Origin of the sequence: Pseudomonas sp. Irchel 3F3 (genome assembly GCF_900187545.1) — a bacterium.
GTDB lineage: Bacteria > Pseudomonadota > Gammaproteobacteria > Pseudomonadales > Pseudomonadaceae > Aquipseudomonas > Aquipseudomonas fortuita.
This window is the reverse complement of sequence record NZ_FYDS01000004.1, coordinates 372,130-390,415: the sequence shown is the minus strand read 5'-3', so window position 1 is coordinate 390,415 and position 18,286 is coordinate 372,130. Positions and strand designations below refer to the sequence as shown.

Below are 18,286 nucleotides of genomic sequence, written 5' to 3'. Positions count from 1 at the left end.
TCGGCACCTTGCCAAATGGCAGAAATGCGCCATCCTTGAGCTCTGCCAGCCCGCAACCGGGACAACACTGCAGCGAGTTGGCGGCATGGAGCGCAAATCACACTTTAGAGGGATCAAGCGCCTGTGCCTTGCTGGCTATAGTCGGGGCCAGGGGATTTTCAGGAATGGGGGAGGGCGATACGCGCAAGCCGTGTCGCCGCAGGTGAAAACCTGCAAACCGGTCGCTCGGGCCGTTCTTGAAAGGACTCACTGCCATAACAATAAAGTACATGGAGTAGCGTCGATGAAATCTGCAAACCTGTTCTGGCGCCGGGCCAAGTTGCCCTTGGCCGTCAGCCTTGCTTCCACGCTCGCAAGTCCTGCTTTCGCTGTCAGTTTCAACATTGGTGAAATCGAAGGGCAGTTCGACTCGTCGCTCTCCATCGGCGCCAGCTGGTCGACGGCCAACCCCAACAAGAACCTGATCGGGGTGAACAACGGCGGCAAGGGCCTGTCGCAGACCTCTGACGATGGCCACCTGAACTTCAAGAAGGGCGAAACCTTCTCCAAGATCTTCAAGGGCATCCACGACCTTGAACTCAAGTACGGCGATACTGGCGTGTTCGTGCGGGGCAAGTACTGGTACGACTTCGAATTGAAGGACGAAGGCCGCGAGTTCAAGGACATCAGCGACTCTGGCCGCAAGGAGGGCGCCAAGTCGTCCGGGGCCCAGTTGCTCGACGCCTTTGTCTACCACAACTATTCCATCGGCGATCAGCCGGGCTCGGTGCGCCTGGGCAAGCAGGTGGTGAGCTGGGGTGAGAGTACCTTCATCGGCGGCGGCATCAACTCGATCAACCCCATCGACGTGTCGGCGTTCCGCCGCCCGGGGGCCGAGATCAAGGAAGGCCTGATCCCGGTCAACATGTTCTACATCTCGCAGAGCCTGACCGACAACCTGTCGGCAGAGGCCTTCTACCAGATCGAGTGGGACCAGACGGTTGTTGATAACTGCGGTACGTTCTTCTCCCAGCCGGACATCATTGCCGACGGCTGCACCGACAACCTGCGTGTGCTCAACAGCAGCCGTACGGTGCCTGGTGCGGCCCAGCAGTTCCTCGCCACGCGGGGTGTGAACATCAACGAGGAAGGGGTAATGGTGCGCCGCGGGGCCGACCGTGATGCCCGCGACAGCGGCCAGTTCGGCGTGGCACTGCGCTATATGTTCGACCCGCTGGACACCGAGTTCGGTGCCTACTTCATGAACTACCACAGCCGCGCGCCGATCTTCAGCGCCACCGGTGCCCCACCGTCGGTGTTCGCCGGCCTGAGCGCGCTGCCTGCACAGTTGCGGGCGCTGGCTCCGCTGATTGTGGCCGGTAACTCCGAATACTTCGTCGAGTACCCCGAGGACATTCGCCTGTACGGCCTGAGCTTCTCCACTACGCTGCCCACGGGTACGGCCTGGAGCGGTGAAGTCAGCTATCGCCCCAACGCCCCCGTGCAGCTGAATACCACCGATATCCTGTTCGCGGGTGTGCGTCCGATTGGTGGCGCACTGAGCAACGCTTCGCTGCTCACCGGTACCCCCGGGCAAGACCTGCACGGCTACCGTCGCAAGGAAATCACTCAGTTCCAGACCACTCTGACGCACTTCTTTGACCAGGTCATGGGCGCCAGCCGCATGACAGTGGTGGGCGAAGTGGGGGTCACCCACGTGGGTGGCCTGGAGAACGCCCGCGAGACCCGCTATGGCCGCGACCCGGTCTTCGGGCCCGGCCCGCTGCCTGCCACCGGCGGCGCGGACACCTGCCAGGCACTCAATACCAGCACCATCGCCGGCGCAGGGGCCGGGGCGTCCACCACCAACCTGAATCGCAAATGCGAGAACGACGGCTATACCACCAGCACCTCCTGGGGGTATCGCGCCCGGGTCATCTGGGACTACAACGACGTCTTCGCCGGGGTCAACCTCAAGCCCAGCGTGGCCTGGTCGCATGACGTTTCCGGCTATTCGCCTGGCCCTGGTGCCAACTTCGAGGAAGGGCGCAAGGCAGTCAGCCTGGGCCTGGACGCCGAGTACCAGAACACCTACACGGCGAGCCTGTCGTACACCAACTTCTTCGATGGCAAGTACAGCACCGTGGATGACCGTGACTTCGTCGCGCTCAGCTTCGGCGTGAACTTCTAAGCACACAGATCCAGGACGACACGACATGAACAAGACCAGAAGTCTGCTGCAAGCCGGTGTACTGGGCCTGTCCCTGCTGGCGACCAGCGTCATGGCTGCGGTATCCGCCGACGAAGCGGCCAAGTTGGGCAGTACCCTGACCCCGATGGGGGCTGAAAAGGCTGGCAATGCCGATGGCTCGATCGGCCCTTGGGAGCCGCTGTCGAAGAGTGCGGGCAGCGTCGACGGCAAGGGTTTCCTGGCCGACCCGTATGGCAGTGAAAAGCCGCTGTTCACCATCACTGCGCAAAACGCCGAGCAGTACAAGGACAAGCTTTCGCCGGGCCAGATGGCCATGCTCAAGCGCTACCCGGATACCTTCAAGATCCCTGTATTCAAAACCCATCGCGGCTCCACGGTACCTGCGGACGTGTTCGCTGCCATCAAGAAAAACGCCACCCAGACCACGCTGACGGAAGGCGGCAACGGTTTGAACAACTTCGACACGGCGGTGCCGTTCCCGATCCCGAAAAACGGCCTGGAAGTGATCTGGAACCACATCACCCGTTACCGGGGGGGCAGTGTCAGCCGCTTGGTGATCCAGGCCACGCCGCAGCAGAACGGCTCTTTCAGCCCGGTTTACTTCTCCGACCAGTTCGTGTTCCGCGACAGGATGAAGGATTACGACCCAAAAAACCCGGGCAACATCCTGTTCTACTTCAAGCAGGAAGTGACCGCGCCAGCGCGCCTGGCCGGGACCGTGCTGCTGGTGCACGAAACCCTCGACCAGGTGAAGGAGCCGCGCAAGGCGTGGATCTACAACGCCGGCCAGCGTCGCGTGCGCCAGGCGCCGCAAGTGTCGTACGACGGCCCGGGTACCGCCGCCGACGGCCTGCGTACCTCGGACAACCTGGACATGTTCAACGGTGCGCCGGACCGCTACGACTGGAAGCTGGAAGGCAAGAAGGAACTGTACATCGCCTCCAACGCCTTCAAGCTGGATGACCCCAAGCTGAAGTACGCCGACATCATCAAGGCCGGGCACATCAACCAGGACCTTTCCCGTTACGAGTTGCGCCGCGTCTGGCATGTGGTCGCAACCCTGAAGCCGGGCCAGCGGCACATCTACGCCAAGCGTGACTTCTACATCGACGAAGACACCTGGCAGGCCGCAGTGATCGACCAGTACGACGGCCGTGGCCAGCTGTGGCGCGTGTCCGAAGCCCATTCCCAGCCGTATTACAACAAAGAGGTGCCTTGGTACACCCTGGAAACCATCTACGACCTGCAGTCGGGTCGTTACCTGGCCCTGGGCATGAAAAACGAAGAGAAGCGCGCCTACGATTTTGGCTTCAGTGCCAGCAAGGCGGACTTCCAGCCTGCGGCGTTGCGCCAGTCGGGTATTCGTTGATCTGAACACTCCCCACTGCATGTGATCTCCAGAACGCCCCGGCCTGCCCGGGGCGTTTCTGTTTCCTGCTCCGGCGATAATTTCCAGTCAAACACAGGCCCTGTAGCAGCAGCCTTGTGCTGCGAAGAGGCCGGTAAGGCTAAAGACTATCTTCGGCTGCAATGGCCTCTTCGCAGCACAAGGCTGCTCCTACCGGTACTGCACTGGCCTTGAAAGCTGTGCAATCCCTGTGTGAGCGGGCAATCAATCTGCTGAATACCCACCCAAACCCCGCCCCAGCCTCCTGTCCATCAGCCATGTTGCTTTTTGTCGCAGTCTTTTCCGGGGCAATTGTGCCCATCATCTTCAAATGCGCTGCGTTACCGGCTAGTCTCGCAAGCATCCATACCGCCGTAGTCTTCCACCCAGAACGAGCCGGCCATGACAGACTTGTCCCGTACGCATGGATTCGCCAGCCAGGCCTTGGGCCTGCTGGACGGGCGTTTCTTCCGGCCACCGCTGCCGGACGGCCATGTGCCGCGCCTGCGCCTGTGTCAGCGCTTGCACGCCGGGCTGGGCGGTCGTTTGCTGCTGGTCAATGCCCCGGCGGGTTTCGGCAAAAGCTCCTTGGCCATCGAGTTTTGCGAAGCGCTACCTGAGCACTGGCGCAGCCTGTGGCTGGGCCTGAGCCAACGTGATGCCGACCCTGGCCGCTTCCTCGAGCGCCTGCTCGAAGGCCTGCAGCAGTACTGCCCGGCACTGGGCGGGCAGGCCATGGGCTTGCTGAAAATGCGCCAGCGTCACCAGCCGTTCGCCTTCGAGGAGTGGATCGACGGCCTGCTCGACGAGCTGGCGCTTTACCTGCAAACCGATACCCCTTTGCTGCTGGTGCTGGATGACTATCACCTGGCCCAGGGGCCCGTGCTCGACCGCTGCCTGCAGTTCTTCCTCAACCACCTGCCTGCCGGCCTGGTGTTGCTGGTTACCAGTCGCCAGCGCCCGGACTGGCACCTGGCGCGTTTGCGGCTGTCGCGCCAGCTTGTCGAACTGAACGAACAGGATTTGCGCCTCACCGCCGAAGAGTCGCTGGCGGTGATCGGCCGGCAGCCACCGGGCCTGCGCGGGCAGGCACTGGACAATCTGATCCAGCGCAGCGACGGTTGGGTGGCCGGTTTGCGTTTCTGGCAACTGGCCGCCAGCGAATCGGCGGACGAGCAAGCTTTGCCCCAGGCCTTGCATGGCGGCGAAGGCCTGATCCGCGACTACCTGCTTGAAGAAGTCATCGATATGCTGCCCGCCGACGTGCAGGCGTTCTTGTATGACACGGCCTGTCAGGAGCGTTTCTGCGCCCCGTTGTGCGATGCCTTGCGTGGCCGCCACGACAGCGCCGCAGTGTTGCGCTTCCTGCAGGCACACCAGGTATTCCTGGTGCCGCTGGACGAGCATGGCCACTGGTTCCGCTACCATCACCTGTTCTCCGATCTGCTGCGCAGCCGGCAAGCCAATGAACCACTGGCCGGCCTGCAATTGCGTGCCTGTCGCTGGTTTGAAAGCCAGGGCCTGCTGGACGAAGCGGTGGAGCAGGCGTTGCGTGCCGGCCACCTCGATGTCGCGGCCGACCTGGTGCAGAGCCTGTCCGAGGAGCAACTGCTGGCTGAACAGAACGTCGGCATGTTGCTGCGCTGGAAGATGGACCTGCCCGACAGTCTTCTGATCAGCACACCGCGCTTGATCGTGCTGTACAGCTGGGCGTTGGGTCTGGCTTGCCAGCTGGACGCAGCCGAGGAACTGGCCGGCTACCTCAGCCGCTTTCTGCCCGCGCCTTCGGCGACCGCGCAAAAATCGATGCTGGCCCAATGGCTGGCGCTGAGTGGGGTCATCGCCCGTGGCCGAGGCGACCGCGAACGCACCCTGGCTTATTGCGGCGAAGCGCTGCAGAGCCTGCCGAGCAAGCGCTATGGCCAACGCCTGGTGTGCTTGTCGACGCTGTCCAATCTGGCCATTGCCGATGGCGACTTCTGGCGGGCCAGGGGCTGGAACCGCGAAGCGCTGGAGCTGGCCCAGCGGGTTGGCAACCCGTTGTTCGAGGCGCTGGCCCATTACGACCGGGCACGTGTGCTGCACGCCCGCGGCGAGGTACTGCGGGCGCTGGACGAAGTGCGCCAAGGGCTTCAGCGCCTGCAAGGGCTCTCGGCGCAGCGGCTGTATGCCGTACGTGCGCGCCTGACGCTTTACGAAGGTTACCTGCTGGTCTCGCGCCTGCAGCCGGCCCAGGGCCGTGCGCGTTTGCGCGCGGGGCTGGGCGAGGCGCGGGCCTGTCGGGATATCAGTGTGCTTATCGGCCATTGCGTCATAGCGACCCTCGATGGCCGGGAAGGGCACTTTGCCGAGGCCTTTGCCGAGTTGGCCGAGGCCGAGCGCCTGATGCATATCTGGGACGTGCCCCCGGTCTACTACCTGGCCATGATTACCCTGGTCAAATGCGAACTCTGGCTGGCCCAGGGGCGTACCGACCTGGCCGAGTCCTGGCTGCTGCGACTGGGCCAGACCTACGGCGGCGAGCAGCCGGCAGCAGCACCGGAGTTCCACCCGCTGCTGCCGTTGCACATTGCGTTGCAGCAGGCGCTGCTCGAGCGCATCCAGTTACGTGGCGACGATGCCGTGCAACGGCTGGCAAGCCTGGTCGAGTGCGGCCGGGCCAGTGGCGGCATGATGCTCACCGTCAGCGCCCTGTGCCAATGGCTTTCCCTGCTGCTGGACGAAGGCCGGGAAGGGCAGGCCGCGCAGTTGCTACCCAGCCTGCTGGAATCTGCGCGGGGCGGAGTGCTGCAACCGTTTCAACCCCTGCTGCAAAAGCATCCGCAATGGCTTCATGAGCAATTGCAGGCAGGTGCCGCCTGCCCGGTTCAGGCCGAGCTGCTCAAGCGCCTGCCGCAACTGCCGAGCGCTAACACCGGTACCGGTGAAGCCCTGAGTGGCCGCGAAATGGCAGTGCTCGAACTGATTGCCCAAGGCTGTTCCAACCAGCAGATCAGCGAGCGGTTGTTCATTTCCTTGCACACCGTGAAGACCCACGCCAGCCATATCAACAGCAAGCTGGGGGTCGAGCGGCGCACCCAGGCGGTGGCCAAGGCCAAATCTCTGGGGCTGCTGGCGTGATACTGGCCCTTGAGGTCTTTGCCCGCTAAAGTGATGGCCTGAGGCCATGGATTGTGGCCGGCAATGCTCTACCCTCATCTTTCCCGACCAGCTGCCGATACAGCGATCGGTGGCATCGCCTCGCGCGATTTTTCAATCATTCCAAGGCAGGTCGTGTTGATGCTGCAGTACGGGCAAAAGAGCTTTCTGATCGTCGACGACTTTACCGACTTTCGCACGTCGACTCGTTCCATGTTGCGCGAGTTGGGCGTGCGCGACGTGGATACCGCCGACAGCGGCGAGCAGGCGCTGCGCATGTGCGCACAGAAGCGCTATGACTTCATCTTGCAGGACTTCCACCTGGGCGACGGCAAGAAGAACGGCCAACAGGTGCTCGAAGACCTGATCATCGACAAGCACATCAGCCATGAGTGCGTGTTCATCATGGTCACGGCCGAGAGCAGCCAGGCCATTGTCCTCAGCGCCATCGAGCACGAGCCCGATGCCTACCTGACCAAGCCGTTCAACCGCGTTGGCCTGGCCCAGCGCGTCGAGAAACTGTTCCAGCGCAAGACGCTGCTCAAGCCGATCCTGCAGGCACTGGACCGCAACCGCCCGGCCGAAGTGCTGGCTGCCTGTGCCGAACTGTGCAAGAAGGACCCGCGCCTGGCACCGCTGTGCCTGCGTTATCGGGCCGACGCCCTGCGCAACCTCAACCGCTTCGAGGAACTGGAAAAGTTCCTCAAGGCCATCCTGGCCAGCCGCCCGCAGCCTTGGGTGTATGCCGCGTTGGGCGCCCTGATGCACAAGCGTGGCCAGAATGCCCAGGCCCAGGGCGTGTACGAGCAGGCGCTCAAGGCGTTCCCGATCATGCCCGGCCTTTACGACGGCATGGCCGAAGTGCTGGTGGCTCAGGGCGATACCAGGCGCGCACAAAACCTGCTTGAAGAAGCCGTACGCCTCTCACCACTGTCGGTCCGTCGGCAGTCGACGCTGGGCAAGCTGGCGCTGGAAAACCAAGACTTCGAGAGCGCGTCGAAGGCGTTCCGCCATGCCGTGAATCAGGGGCAGAGCTCGCGCTACAAGGATGCTGAAAACAACCTTGGCCTGGTGCAGGCGCTGATGAGCAAGAACGCAGGCTTTGGCCTGGACGCCCGTACCCGGGTCGAAATCAACACCACGCTCAGCGAAGTGGCCAAGGAAAACCCCGAAGACCAAGGCTTGCAGGTGCGTGCGCGGATGATGAAGGCGGCCAGCCTGCAGCAGGCGGGCGACCCGGAAACAGCCGGCAAGCTGACCGAACAGGCGATCCAGCGCCTGGACAAGATGAACCAGTTCTTCTCGGTCGATGCGGCCCTGACCGTTGCCGCGCAGTTGCAGGCAATGGGGCAGGAAACCGCCGCCCTCGGTGTGCTGAAGAACTGTGTGGAAAGTTATGGCGATGACCCCAAGGTCATGGAAAAAGTCGGCAAGCTGACGGACGACCCCAGCGTGCTCAACGCCATTACCGAAGCGGTCACCCTCAATCGCCAGGGTGTGCGCAGTTACCAGGGAGGGCAGCTTGGCGAGGCGTTGCAACTGTTCCGCAAGGCGCTGGGTATGCAGCCGAAGAACATCAGCATCGCCCTTAACACCGCCCAGGCGCTGCTGCGCATTGGCGGTGAAAACCCTCAGCCCGCGATCATGCAGGAATGCCAGGACGCCTTGACCAGCGTGGCCGGTATCCCTGCCAGCGACAATCGCTATGACCGTTACCGCAAACTGCACATCCGAGTGTTCGGCGCATGAATCAAGACAATCAGGGGCTGGATTTTTCCACGGTGATCGCCTCCACCGTGCACGACCTCAAAAGCTCTTTGGCAGCGCTGATCCAGTCCCACAACCAGTGGGTGGAACGCTTGCCTGAAGAGCTGCGCGGTGGTGCCGAACAGGGGATCATGGAGCACGAGTTTCGTCACCTCAACGGCATGCTGGTGCAGTTGCTGGGGCTGTACAAACTGGGTGTGAACCAATTGCCGGTATGCCCGGACTATCACGAGCTGGATGACTTCATCGAAGCCCAGCTGGCGGCGCACCAGGAAGTACTGAAACACAACGACATCCTCGCCACCTGGCGCATCGACACCGACAACCCGCTGGGCTTTTTCGACCGCGAACTGGTGGCCTCGGTGATTGCCAACGTCATCACCAACGCCACCCGCTTTGCCGGGCACGCCTTGCTGATCACCATTGAAGAGGCCGACAACCAGCTGGCCATTTGCGTCAACGATGACGGCCCGGGTTACCCAAAGCACATGCTCGAGCGCCAGGAGGAGTATATCCAGGGCATTGACTCGACCAGCGGCAGTACTGGCCTGGGGCTGTATTTTGCGGCGCGCATTGCAGCGCTGCATGAAAGTGGCGGGGTGCGGGGGCGGATCGAGATTTCCAATGGCGGCGCGCTGGGTGGCGGGTTGTTCAGGTTGTTCCTGCCTTAGGATATGTGGCGTGCATACATCGAGCGCCGCCCGCGCGGCGCTCGATTTCACAGGCGCAACACCTCGCAAGGCATGAACCGCGTGCGCCCACCCCATTTTCCTGTCACGCTCTTCAAAGACCCAGGCTTTGCTTTAGAGCTCATCATGACCCAGACCCCACCTGCCCTCATCCGCGAAACCTTCCCCGTAGGCCCCCTGCAGTGCAACTGCACACTGATCGGCGACCCGCTGACCAAAAACGCCATCGTCGTCGACCCAGGTGGGGATGTGGACAAGATCCTCGCGCGCCTGCAGGCCCACGGCCTGACGCTGGTGAGCATCATCCACACCCACGCGCACTTCGACCATTTTCTTGCCTCGGGCAAATTGAAGGAGCTGACCGGCGCCACCTTGCACCTGCACAAGGACGACCAGGTACTGTGGGACAACCTGGAGATGCAGTGCCAGATGTTCGGCGTTCCCTACACGCCGGTGCCGGCTCCCGATCGCTGGTTGGGCGATGACGAAGAACTGGCCTGCGGCTGTGGCGTGGCCTTGCATACGCCAGGGCATACCCCAGGCTCGATGAGCTTCTGGTTCGCCGACGCCAAGCTGTTGATTGCCGGCGATACCTTGTTCCGCCGTGGCATTGGCCGCACTGATTTGTGGGGGGGTGACCAGCGGGCTATCGTGCGTTCCATCAAGGAGCGGCTGTACCGGCTGGACGAGGAGGCTATCGTGGTGACCGGCCACGGGCCCGATACCCGACTGGGCGATGAGATGCGTGAAAACCCCTTTGTCCGTGCCTGAAGGCACATGAAGGCTCTTTCATGGAATTTTTCATTGCCGATGCAATCCAAGGCTGGCATAGATCCGCTTGTGATCTGCCGCATTTATGAATTTCAGTAGGAGCTTGTCCATGTTCACCATGCGTCGTCTGATTATCGTCGCAACTGCCGCGGCCCTGATGACCGGCTGCGCCGGCCAGAACCCTTATGACAACCAAGGTCAGGCGCAGGGCTCCACGGGGATGAGCAAGACTGCCAAATACGGCGGCCTGGGCGCGCTGGCTGGTGCCATCGCCGGTGCTGCCATCGACCACAACAACCGTGGCAAGGGTGCGCTGATCGGTGCCGCTGCGGTAGGTGCTGCAGCCGCAGGTTATGGCTACTATGCCGACAAGCAAGAGGCCGAGCTGCGCGCCCAGATGGCCAACACTGGGGTTGAAGTTCAACGCCAGGGCGACCAGATCAAACTGATCATGCCGGGCAACATCACCTTCGCTACCGACTCGGCCAACATTGCCCCAAGCTTCTACTCGCCGCTGAACAACCTGGCAGGCTCGTTCAAGCAGTTCAACCAGAACACCATCGAAGTGGTCGGCTTCACCGACAGCACTGGCAGCCGCCAGCACAACATGGACCTGTCCCAGCGCCGTGCGCAGGCGGTCAGCACCTACCTGACCTCGCAGGGTGTGGATGCTTCGCGTATCTCGGTGCGTGGCATGGGCCCGGACCAGCCGATCGCCAGCAACGCCGATGCCAATGGCCGTGCGCAGAACCGCCGGGTGGAAGTGAACCTGAAGCCGATTCCGGGTCAGCAATATGACCAGCAGCAAGGCCAGGTTCAGCAGTATCCCTGATTGACCCCCGGGGCCGCTTTGCGGCCCTATCGCGACGCAAGGCCGCTCCCACGGGCATTACACGATCCCTGTAGGAGCGGCCTTGTGCCGCGAATGGCTGCAAAGCAGCCCCAGCTTTTAGCGCGCTACGCTGGCCTGAATCGCCGTCAGGGCGATGGTATGCACGATATCGTCAACCTGAGCCCCGCGCGGCAAGTCGTTCACCGGTTTGCGCAACCCCTGCAGCATTGGCCCCAGGCTGACCCCGTCGGCACTGCGTTGCACTGCTTTGTGCGTAGTGTTGCCGGTATTGAGGTCGGGGAACACGAACACCGTGGCACGCCCTGCCACCGGGCTACCTGGCGCCAGCTCCCGTGCAATCGCCGGGTTGGCTGCCGCGTCATACTGCAGCGGCCCATCAATCAGCAGCTGCGGCGCTGCACCCTGTGCCAGGCGTGTCGCCTCGCGCACTTTCCCAACCTCTTCATCACTGGCCGAATCGCTTGAATAACTGATCATCGCCACCCGCGGCGCGATGCCGAAGGCCTGCGCCGATTCAGCACTCTGCCGGGCGATCTCGGCCAGTTCGCAAGCGCTCGGGTGAGGGTTCATCACGCAGTCGCCGTACACCAGCACCTGTTCGGGGAACAGCATGAAGAACACGGATGACACCAGGCTGGAGCCCGGCTCGGTCTTGATCAACTGCAAGGCCGGGCGGATGGTGTTGGCGGTGGAGTGCACCAGGCCCGAGACCAGGCCGTCCACCTCGTCCAGGGCCAGCATCATGGTGCCGATCACCACAGGGTCTTCCAGTTGCTGCTCGGCCATTGGCGCGTTGAGGTTCTTGCTCTTGCGCAGGGCGACCATCGGCTCCACGTAGCGCCCGCGAATCAGCTCGGGGTCGAGAATTTCCAGGCCAGGCGGCAGGGTAATGCCTTGCGCACGGGCTACGGCCTCGACATCTTCGGGCTTGGCCAGCAGCACGCAGCGGGCAATGCCGCGCGCCTGGCAGATAGCTGCGGCCTGCACCAGCAGCGGCTCGGCACCTTCTGGCAAGACAATGCGCTTGTTGGCCTGCTGCGCCCGCTGAATCAGCTGGTAGCGGAACACCGCTGGCGAGAGGCGCATTTCGCGCGGCGTACCGCAGCGTTGGTGCAACCAGGCTGCATCGAGGTGGCTGGCGACAAAGTCGGTGATGAACTCGGCGCGCTCGCGGTCGTCGACCGGGATTTCGCGGTTCAGCGAATTGAGCTGGTTGGCAGTGTCGTACGAGCCGGTGCTGACCGACAGGATCGGCAAGCCTGCCTGCAGCGCGCCGCGGCACAGGCCGAGGATACGCGCGTCGGGCTTGCTGTCGCTGGTTAGCAGCAGCCCGGCCAGTGGTACGCCATTGATTGCGGCCAGGCTGACGGCGAGGATGATGTCGTCGCGATCGCCCGGGGTGACCACCAGGGTACCCGACGTCAGCAGCGGCACCGTGTTGGCCACGGTGCGTGCGCAGATGATGATCTTGCTCATGCGCCGTTGCTCGTAGTCGCCGGGGTTGAGCACCTGGGCGCCGAGCAGATCGGCCACGTCGCGGGTGCGCGGGGCGTTCAGCTCTGGCTGGTAGGGGATGCAGCCGAGCAGGCGGAAGTCGTTGCCGCGTAGCAAGGGCGAGTGCTCGCGCAGACGGGTGGCAAAGTCCGCCATGCTTTCATCGGTGCGCACCTTGTTGAGGATTACTCCGAGGACCTTCGGGTCGCGTGGGCCGCCGAACAGCTGTGCCTGCAGTTCAACCCGGCCGGACAGTTCGCTGAGCACTTCGTTTTCCGGCGCCGACACCAGGATCACCTCGGCATCCAGGCTCTTGGCCAGGTGCAGGTTGACCCGCGCCGCGTAGCTTGCGTGGCGCGTGGGCACCATGCCCTCGACCACCACCACGTCATTGCCAACGCAGGCTTGCTGGTAGAGGCGGATGATTTCTTCGAGCAATTCGTCCAGCTGGCCGTCGCCAAGCATGCGCTCGACCTGGGCCAGGCTCAGAGGCACGGGTGGCTTGATGCCGTGGGTGCGCGCCACCAGTTCTGTCGAGCGCTCGGGGCCGGTGTCGCCCGGGTGGGGCTGGGCGATCGGCTTGAAAAAACCGACTTTCAGGCCGGCGCGCTCCAGGGTGCGCACCAGGCCCAGGCTAATGGAGGTCAGGCCGACACCAAAGTCGGTCGGCGCAATGAAAAATGTCTGCATGCGTGCTTCTCGAAATAAGCGGTGCAAGAAATTAACGGCCAAGGGTAGCGCTATCGGTCCCTTGTGCGCACCAGCCACAACTAAAAGGTTGGCCTATGCGCTGCGTACGTTGAGCCGGATCGAGCACCCAGGGGCGTGCCTGCCACGGCGGTTGGTGGCGCAGGTGCTGTGTGTGACCGCACGAAAGCTCGACCACCCAGTGGCCTTCTTCGTCCTGGTGGAAGCCGGTGATCCGACTGATGGGCCGTTGCTCGTCCGCAGTGCGTTCGCAATCGGACGATGGCTTGGTTACACTTGTCCGCTCTACATACTTTTGCAAAAGGTCTTGCCCCATGCTGATCGCCGCCAACAAGGCTGTCTCCATCGACTATACCCTGACCAACGACGCCGGGGAGACCATCGACAGCTCCGCCGGTGGCGCGCCGCTGGTTTACCTGCACGGTGCCGGCAACATCATCCCGGGCCTGGAAAAAGCCCTGGAAGGCAAACAGGCCGGTGACGAGCTGAACGTTACCATCGAGCCGGAAGACGCCTACGGCGAATACCTGGCCGAGCTGGTCAGCACCCTGAACCGCAGCCTGTTCGAAGGCGTTGACGAGCTGGAAGTGGGCATGCAGTTCCACGCTTCGGCGCCGGACGGCCAGATGCAGATCGTGACCATCCGCGACCTCGACGGCGACGACGTCACCGTTGACGGCAACCACCCGCTGGCCGGCCAGCGCCTGACCTTCCAGGTCAAGGTAGTCGACGTGCGTGACGCCAGCGAAGAAGAAATCGCTCACCGCCACATCCACGGTGAGGGTGGCCATCACCACTGATTTTCTGCGCTAAGCTCAGAAAGTCGCCAGGCGCTCGGGCAAGCCGATTTGCCTTCCTACGGGAGGTGGACGGTTTGAACGGGCGCCTTTTTAGTGGGCGCAATTCGCCTGTGCGGCAACCGGGAACCTGAGAGGGGATTCGTCATGAGTGCATTTCACGACCTGAAACTGGAGGCGCTGAACGGCGGGGAGCTGTCCCTCGCACCGTTCAAGGGCCAAGTGGTGCTGGTGGTCAACGTTGCCTCCAAATGTGGTCTCACGCCGCAGTACAAGGCCCTGGAAAACCTCTACCAGGTTTACAAGGACAAGGGCTTCAACGTGCTTGGCCTGCCGTGCAACCAGTTTGCCGGCCAAGAGCCGGGCAGCGAAAAGGAAATCCAGGAATTCTGTAGCCTCAACTACGGGGTGAGCTTCCCGCTGGGCGGCAAGCTGGAGGTCAACGGGCCGCAACGTCATTCGTTGTACCGCCTGTTGGCGGGTGAGGGGGCCGAGTTCCCCGGTGATATCACCTGGAACTTCGAGAAGTTTCTGGTGGGCAAGGATGGGCGGGTGCTGGCGCGTTTTTCGCCGCGCACGGCGCCGGATGACCCGGCGGTGGTGCAGGCGATCGAGAAGGCGTTGGCCTGAAGAGTGCCTGTCGCGAAACGTTTGGCGCCTGTGAGATCGAGCGCTGCCCGCGCGGCGCTCGATCTCACAGGCGCTGCAAAAATGGCGCAGAACGCCCAGCCGCAACACCTGGTTGCCTGCAAGCGTTGCACAGGTACCCCTCAAATTCTTCGACAATCGCCGGCCAACCCTGACGGCTGGCATGCTGGCGAGCATTAAGGCGCACCCGGCGCAACGTTTCCTCTTCCTCCAGCAGCCAGCAGGCCGCGTCGACAAACCCCGCCTGGTCCCCCGGCATCGCCAGCACGCCGCTGTGACCGTGGCGTATGTGCTGCGCTGCGGCTGCCTCGTCATAAGCAACCACCGCCAACCCCGAAGCCATGGCTTCGAGCACCACATTGCCAAAGGTTTCGGTCAAGCTCGGGAACAGGAACAGGTCACCGCTGGCGTAGTGCTCGGCCAGCACCTCACCGCGCTGGGCGCCGCAGAACATGGCATCCGGTATCTGCTGTTGGAGGGCGGCGCGCTGTGGCCCGTCACCCACCAGGATCAGGCGCAGGCGTTTCTGTGGATAAGTCTTCTGCAATGCTTCAACGCATGGGCGTAGTAATCCGAGGTTTTTTTCCACTGCCAGCCGTCCGACATGCAACACGGCGATATCGTCCGGGCCCAGCCCCCAGCTTTCGCGCAACGCCTGGTTGCGCCGGGCGGGGTTGAACAGGCAGGCATCGACACCCCGGGCCAGCAGTTCCAGGCGCTCGAAACCACGGCGTTCCAGCTCCAGGCGCTGGCTGAGGCTGGGCACCAAGGTGATTGCCGTGCGGCGATGGAACCAGCGCAGGTAGTGGGTGAGCAGGCGCGCCAGCAAACCCAGCCCGTACTGACCGGAATACTGCGGGAAGTTGGTGTGGAAGCCGCTGACGACCGCGATTCCCAGGCGTTTGGCGGCGCGCAGGGCGCTGAGCCCCAGTGGCCCCTCGGTGGCGATGTACAGCACGTCCGGGCGCTGCCGCCGCCAGCGGCGTAGCAACGTGTGCATGGACACTTCGCCCCACTGCAAACCCGGGTAGCCGGGCAGTGCCCAGCCACGACACAGCATCAGATGCGGGTCGTTGTGCACAGGTGCTTCGCCGGCCTGGCGCGGGCGTACCACCTCGACCTCATGGCCGCGTTGACGCAGCCCTTCACCAAGGCGGCCAAGTGTGTTGGCCACGCCGTTGATTTCGGGTGGGAAGGTCTCGCTGACCAGGGTGATGCGCAGGGCGGCTGTATTCATGACAAAAAGTTTCCGCCTGCCGGGTTGCGCCAATTTGACGGTTATGTGACGTAGAGATGACGCCTGACCACTGACGCTTTTGCCTTCATGAATATTTCGTTGCCCGGTGCTCAAGAAGGTGCAACCGGCAGCCGATGAAGATGCATTCGATTAGATGATGCGCTCCAGGAGTGCGGTGATGTTCAACAGCAAGCTCAAGCAAGAAATCCGGCAGCTGCGCGAAGACCTGATGTCAGTGGAACAGGTCAAGAGCAGTCTCGACAGCGAGATGCTGGTACTTCAGCTCGACCCCCAGGGACGGATCGAGATGGTCAACGGTAATTTCGAGAGCGAAATGTTTTACCGTTCCGAACAATTGCTTGGACGCAACATCGAGGACATCGTCCCTTCCCATGTGAAGTCGCTGGATTTCTATCAACGCATGAAGAGCGCTATCAGCCGGGGCGAGCACCTTAATGGTGCCTTCCGCCTGCTGCGCGGCAACGGCCAGGAAGCCTGGCTGCGCTCGATTCTGCAGCCGGTCAAGAACGGCGAGGGGCGCATCAAGTATTTCACCCTGCATTCCAGCGACCTTACCCGCACTATCGAGGCATCCCGCGAGCATGAAAGCCTGATCAAGGCGCTGATGCGTTCTACCGCTGTCATCGAGTTTGACCTCGACGGCACCATCCTCACGGCCAACGAGCGTTTCCTGGCCACTGTCGGTTACCGCCTGGAGCAGATTCGCGGCAAGCATCACCGCATGTTCTGCGAGCCGGAGGAGGCCCACTCGGCCGGCTACCAGGCGTTCTGGGACAAGCTGCGCCGTGGTGAATATGTCGCCGAGCGCTTCAAGCGTATCGATGCTCATGGCCGGGTGATCTGGCTGGAGGCTTCCTACAACCCGATCTTCGATGCCCACGACGTCCTGTACAAGGTGGTCAAGTTCGCCACTGTGATCACCGACCAGGTCAACCAGGAGCAGGCCGTGGCCCAGGCAGCAGATGTCGCCTACAGCACCTCGCTGGGTACCGATGTCAGCGCCCGCAAAGCCACCGAGGTGGTTACCCAGACCGTCAGCGTCATGCGTGGCCTGGAGGCCTCGATGCAAGAGGCGGCCGAGGGCATCCAGGCGCTGGACACCCAGTCGCGGGTGATCGGTTCGATCATCAAGACCATCAGCGACATTGCCGGGCAGACCAACCTGCTGGCCCTTAACGCGGCCATTGAAGCGGCCCGCGCGGGCGAGCAAGGGCGGGGCTTTGCCGTGGTTGCCGACGAAGTGCGCCAGCTGGCGTCGCGCACCAGTACCGCCACCGAGGAAATTGCCCGGGTGGTACAGCAGAACGAACAGCTGGCTCAGGCGGCAGTGGCGATCATCGACACCAGCAAGCGCCAGGCCGAGCAGGGGCTGGCGCTGGCTGACGAGACAGGTAGCGTGATTGTCGAGATCCAGGACGGGGCGAAACGGGTGGTGGATGTGGTGGGGCAGTTCTCCAGCCGGTTGGGGCAGTAAGCCCCAGGCCAGCTTGGTTCTTTTCTGTGAGCAGTCCACTTTGTGGGAGCGGGCTTGTCCCGCGAACACCGGCAAAGCCGGTGCCAGGCGCCGCGTGCCCCCATTCGCGGGCGCTCCCACAGGGCACCTCAAAGGACCGAGCGATTTCCTGCAGAGAATCTCGCATGCGCTCCGGGATCAGTTGCGCTCCCGCACCCAGAACAACGTAGCCCCGGCCACCGCCGCCGGCATCATCAGCACGTTCACCCCCGGAATCATCAACGCCAGGTAGGTGATGCCGCCAAAGCCCAGCGACTGCCAGCGCTTGCTGCGCAGCCAGGCCAGCATGTCCTGCCAGCTCATCTTGTTGTTGTCCGCCGGGTAGTCGATGTACTGGATGGCCATCATCCATACCCCGAACATCAGCCACAGTGGCGCGGCGACGACGTTGACCACCGGGATCAGCGACAGAATGAACAGGCCGACTGCCCGCGGCAGGAAGTAGCCCAGCTTGCGCATTTCGCGGCTGAAGGTGCGTGGCACCATGGCCACCAGCTCGCCCCAGCTGAACGCCGGGAAGGTGTCTTCGCCCCGTACCACAACCTCGACCTTTTCCGACAAAAAGCCATTGAACGGCGCGGCAATGATGTTGGCCACCAGGGTGAAGGTGAAGAACACCATCAGCACCAGCAAGGCAACGAACAGCGGCCAGAGGATGTAGCTGAGGAAGCTCAACCAGTCTGGCAGCGTCGGCATCAGGGCATCGAGCCAAAGGGCAAACTGGTGGCCGGCGAAGTAGACCATGCCACCGAACAGCAGCAGGTTGATCGCCAGCGGCAGCAGCACGAACAGCCGCAGGTTGGGGCTCAGCACCAGTTTCAGGCCTTCGCGCAGGTATTGGGGGCCGGAGAGGACAGGGGCTTGCATCGGGAGACTCCGCAGAGAAGGAAAACGCGCTGACCTTACCGAGTTTGCATCGCCGACGAAAGGTGGCTGGCAAGCCGGACACGGGCTGTAACAAAAGCGCCGGGGTCTGGGCTATCGATGAAAACAGTGAATAGACGGTGCCTATGAGGTGGATTGTCTAAGGATATTTCCTTAATCTTTGCGACCTCGCTACAGTGCGCTCAAC

General features: G+C 62.7%; 14 protein-coding genes and 1 pseudogene. 11 read left to right on the top strand and 4 right to left on the bottom strand.

The window, feature by feature from the left end:
* Positions 1-283: 283 nt before the first annotated feature.
* The 7 genes from CKW35_RS10460 (at position 284) to CKW35_RS10425 (ending at position 10,775) form a co-directional block, all read left to right on the top strand.
* The gene (locus CKW35_RS10460) at positions 284-2,170 is read left to right on the top strand and encodes a DUF1302 domain-containing protein (protein WP_016484898.1); all 1,887 of its coding nucleotides are present in this window, start codon (positions 284-286) and stop codon (positions 2,168-2,170) included.
* 25 nt (positions 2,171-2,195) lie between these two features.
* Positions 2,196-3,560 carry a DUF1329 domain-containing protein gene (locus tag CKW35_RS10455; protein ID WP_016484899.1) on the top strand — a complete coding sequence of 455 codons (1,365 nt, stop codon included), beginning with the start codon at positions 2,196-2,198 and terminating at the stop codon, positions 3,558-3,560.
* 420 nt (positions 3,561-3,980) lie between these two features.
* Positions 3,981-6,698, top strand: coding sequence for a LuxR C-terminal-related transcriptional regulator (locus tag CKW35_RS10445; protein WP_016484900.1), 2,718 nt, complete (start codon positions 3,981-3,983; stop codon positions 6,696-6,698).
* A 159-nt stretch (positions 6,699-6,857) separates the two neighbouring features.
* Entirely contained in the window at positions 6,858-8,465 is a 1,608-nt protein-coding gene (locus CKW35_RS10440) for a tetratricopeptide repeat-containing response regulator (RefSeq protein WP_016484901.1), read from the top strand.
* A complete protein-coding gene (locus CKW35_RS10435; protein WP_016484902.1) occupies positions 8,462-9,154 on the top strand; it encodes a sensor histidine kinase KdpD in 693 nt (230 codons plus the stop codon). Before CKW35_RS10440 ends, CKW35_RS10435 begins: the two co-directional genes overlap by 4 nt.
* 144 nt (positions 9,155-9,298) lie before the next feature.
* Positions 9,299-9,943: an MBL fold metallo-hydrolase gene (locus tag CKW35_RS10430; RefSeq protein WP_024717664.1), complete on the top strand. Its 645-nt coding sequence runs from the start codon at positions 9,299-9,301 to the stop codon at positions 9,941-9,943.
* Between the two features lie 109 nt (positions 9,944-10,052).
* Entirely contained in the window at positions 10,053-10,775 is a 723-nt protein-coding gene (locus CKW35_RS10425) for an OmpA family protein (protein WP_016501466.1), read from the top strand.
* Positions 10,776-10,892: 117 nt separating this feature from the next.
* Here the strand turns inward: CKW35_RS10425 and pta are convergent, their stop codons facing one another.
* Together pta and CKW35_RS10415 are read right to left on the bottom strand one after the other, a co-directional pair.
* Positions 10,893-12,980 (bottom strand): phosphate acetyltransferase, encoded by a 2,088-nt coding sequence (gene pta / locus CKW35_RS10420; RefSeq protein WP_016484905.1) that lies wholly within the window; start codon positions 12,978-12,980, stop codon positions 10,893-10,895.
* Positions 12,981-13,011: 31 nt separating this feature from the next.
* Positions 13,012-13,314: a DUF3565 domain-containing protein gene (locus tag CKW35_RS10415; RefSeq protein WP_024717665.1), complete on the bottom strand. Its 303-nt coding sequence runs from the start codon at positions 13,312-13,314 to the stop codon at positions 13,012-13,014.
* On the opposite strand from CKW35_RS10415, the gene CKW35_RS10410 reads away from it, so the two are divergent.
* On the top strand, positions 13,313-13,798 hold the full coding sequence (locus tag CKW35_RS10410; RefSeq protein WP_016484906.1) for a peptidylprolyl isomerase: 486 nt from the start codon (positions 13,313-13,315) through the stop codon (positions 13,796-13,798). The genes CKW35_RS10415 and CKW35_RS10410 overlap by 2 nt on opposite strands.
* Before the next feature lie 144 nt (positions 13,799-13,942).
* Complete coding sequence (locus tag CKW35_RS10405) at positions 13,943-14,425, top strand: glutathione peroxidase (RefSeq protein ID WP_016484907.1); 483 nt, start codon at positions 13,943-13,945, stop codon at positions 14,423-14,425.
* Between the two features lie 64 nt (positions 14,426-14,489).
* Here CKW35_RS10405 and CKW35_RS10400 read toward each other — a convergent pair whose 3' ends face one another.
* Positions 14,490-15,680 (bottom strand): glycosyltransferase family 1 protein, encoded by a 1,191-nt coding sequence (locus CKW35_RS10400; protein WP_016484908.1) that lies wholly within the window; start codon positions 15,678-15,680, stop codon positions 14,490-14,492.
* 154 nt (positions 15,681-15,834) lie between these two features.
* Between CKW35_RS10400 and CKW35_RS28845 the strand changes: the two are divergent.
* Positions 15,835-16,587, top strand: a pseudogene (locus CKW35_RS28845) (PAS domain-containing protein); the annotation flags it as partial.
* Between the two features lie 156 nt (positions 16,588-16,743).
* Entirely contained in the window at positions 16,744-17,175 is a 432-nt protein-coding gene (locus CKW35_RS28840) for a methyl-accepting chemotaxis protein (RefSeq protein ID WP_371262304.1), read from the top strand.
* Positions 17,176-17,352: 177 nt separating this feature from the next.
* Here CKW35_RS28840 and cysZ read toward each other — a convergent pair whose 3' ends face one another.
* Positions 17,353-18,081: a sulfate transporter CysZ gene (gene cysZ, locus CKW35_RS10390; protein ID WP_095115851.1), complete on the bottom strand. Its 729-nt coding sequence runs from the start codon at positions 18,079-18,081 to the stop codon at positions 17,353-17,355.
* Between the last annotated feature and the right edge of the window lie 205 nt (positions 18,082-18,286).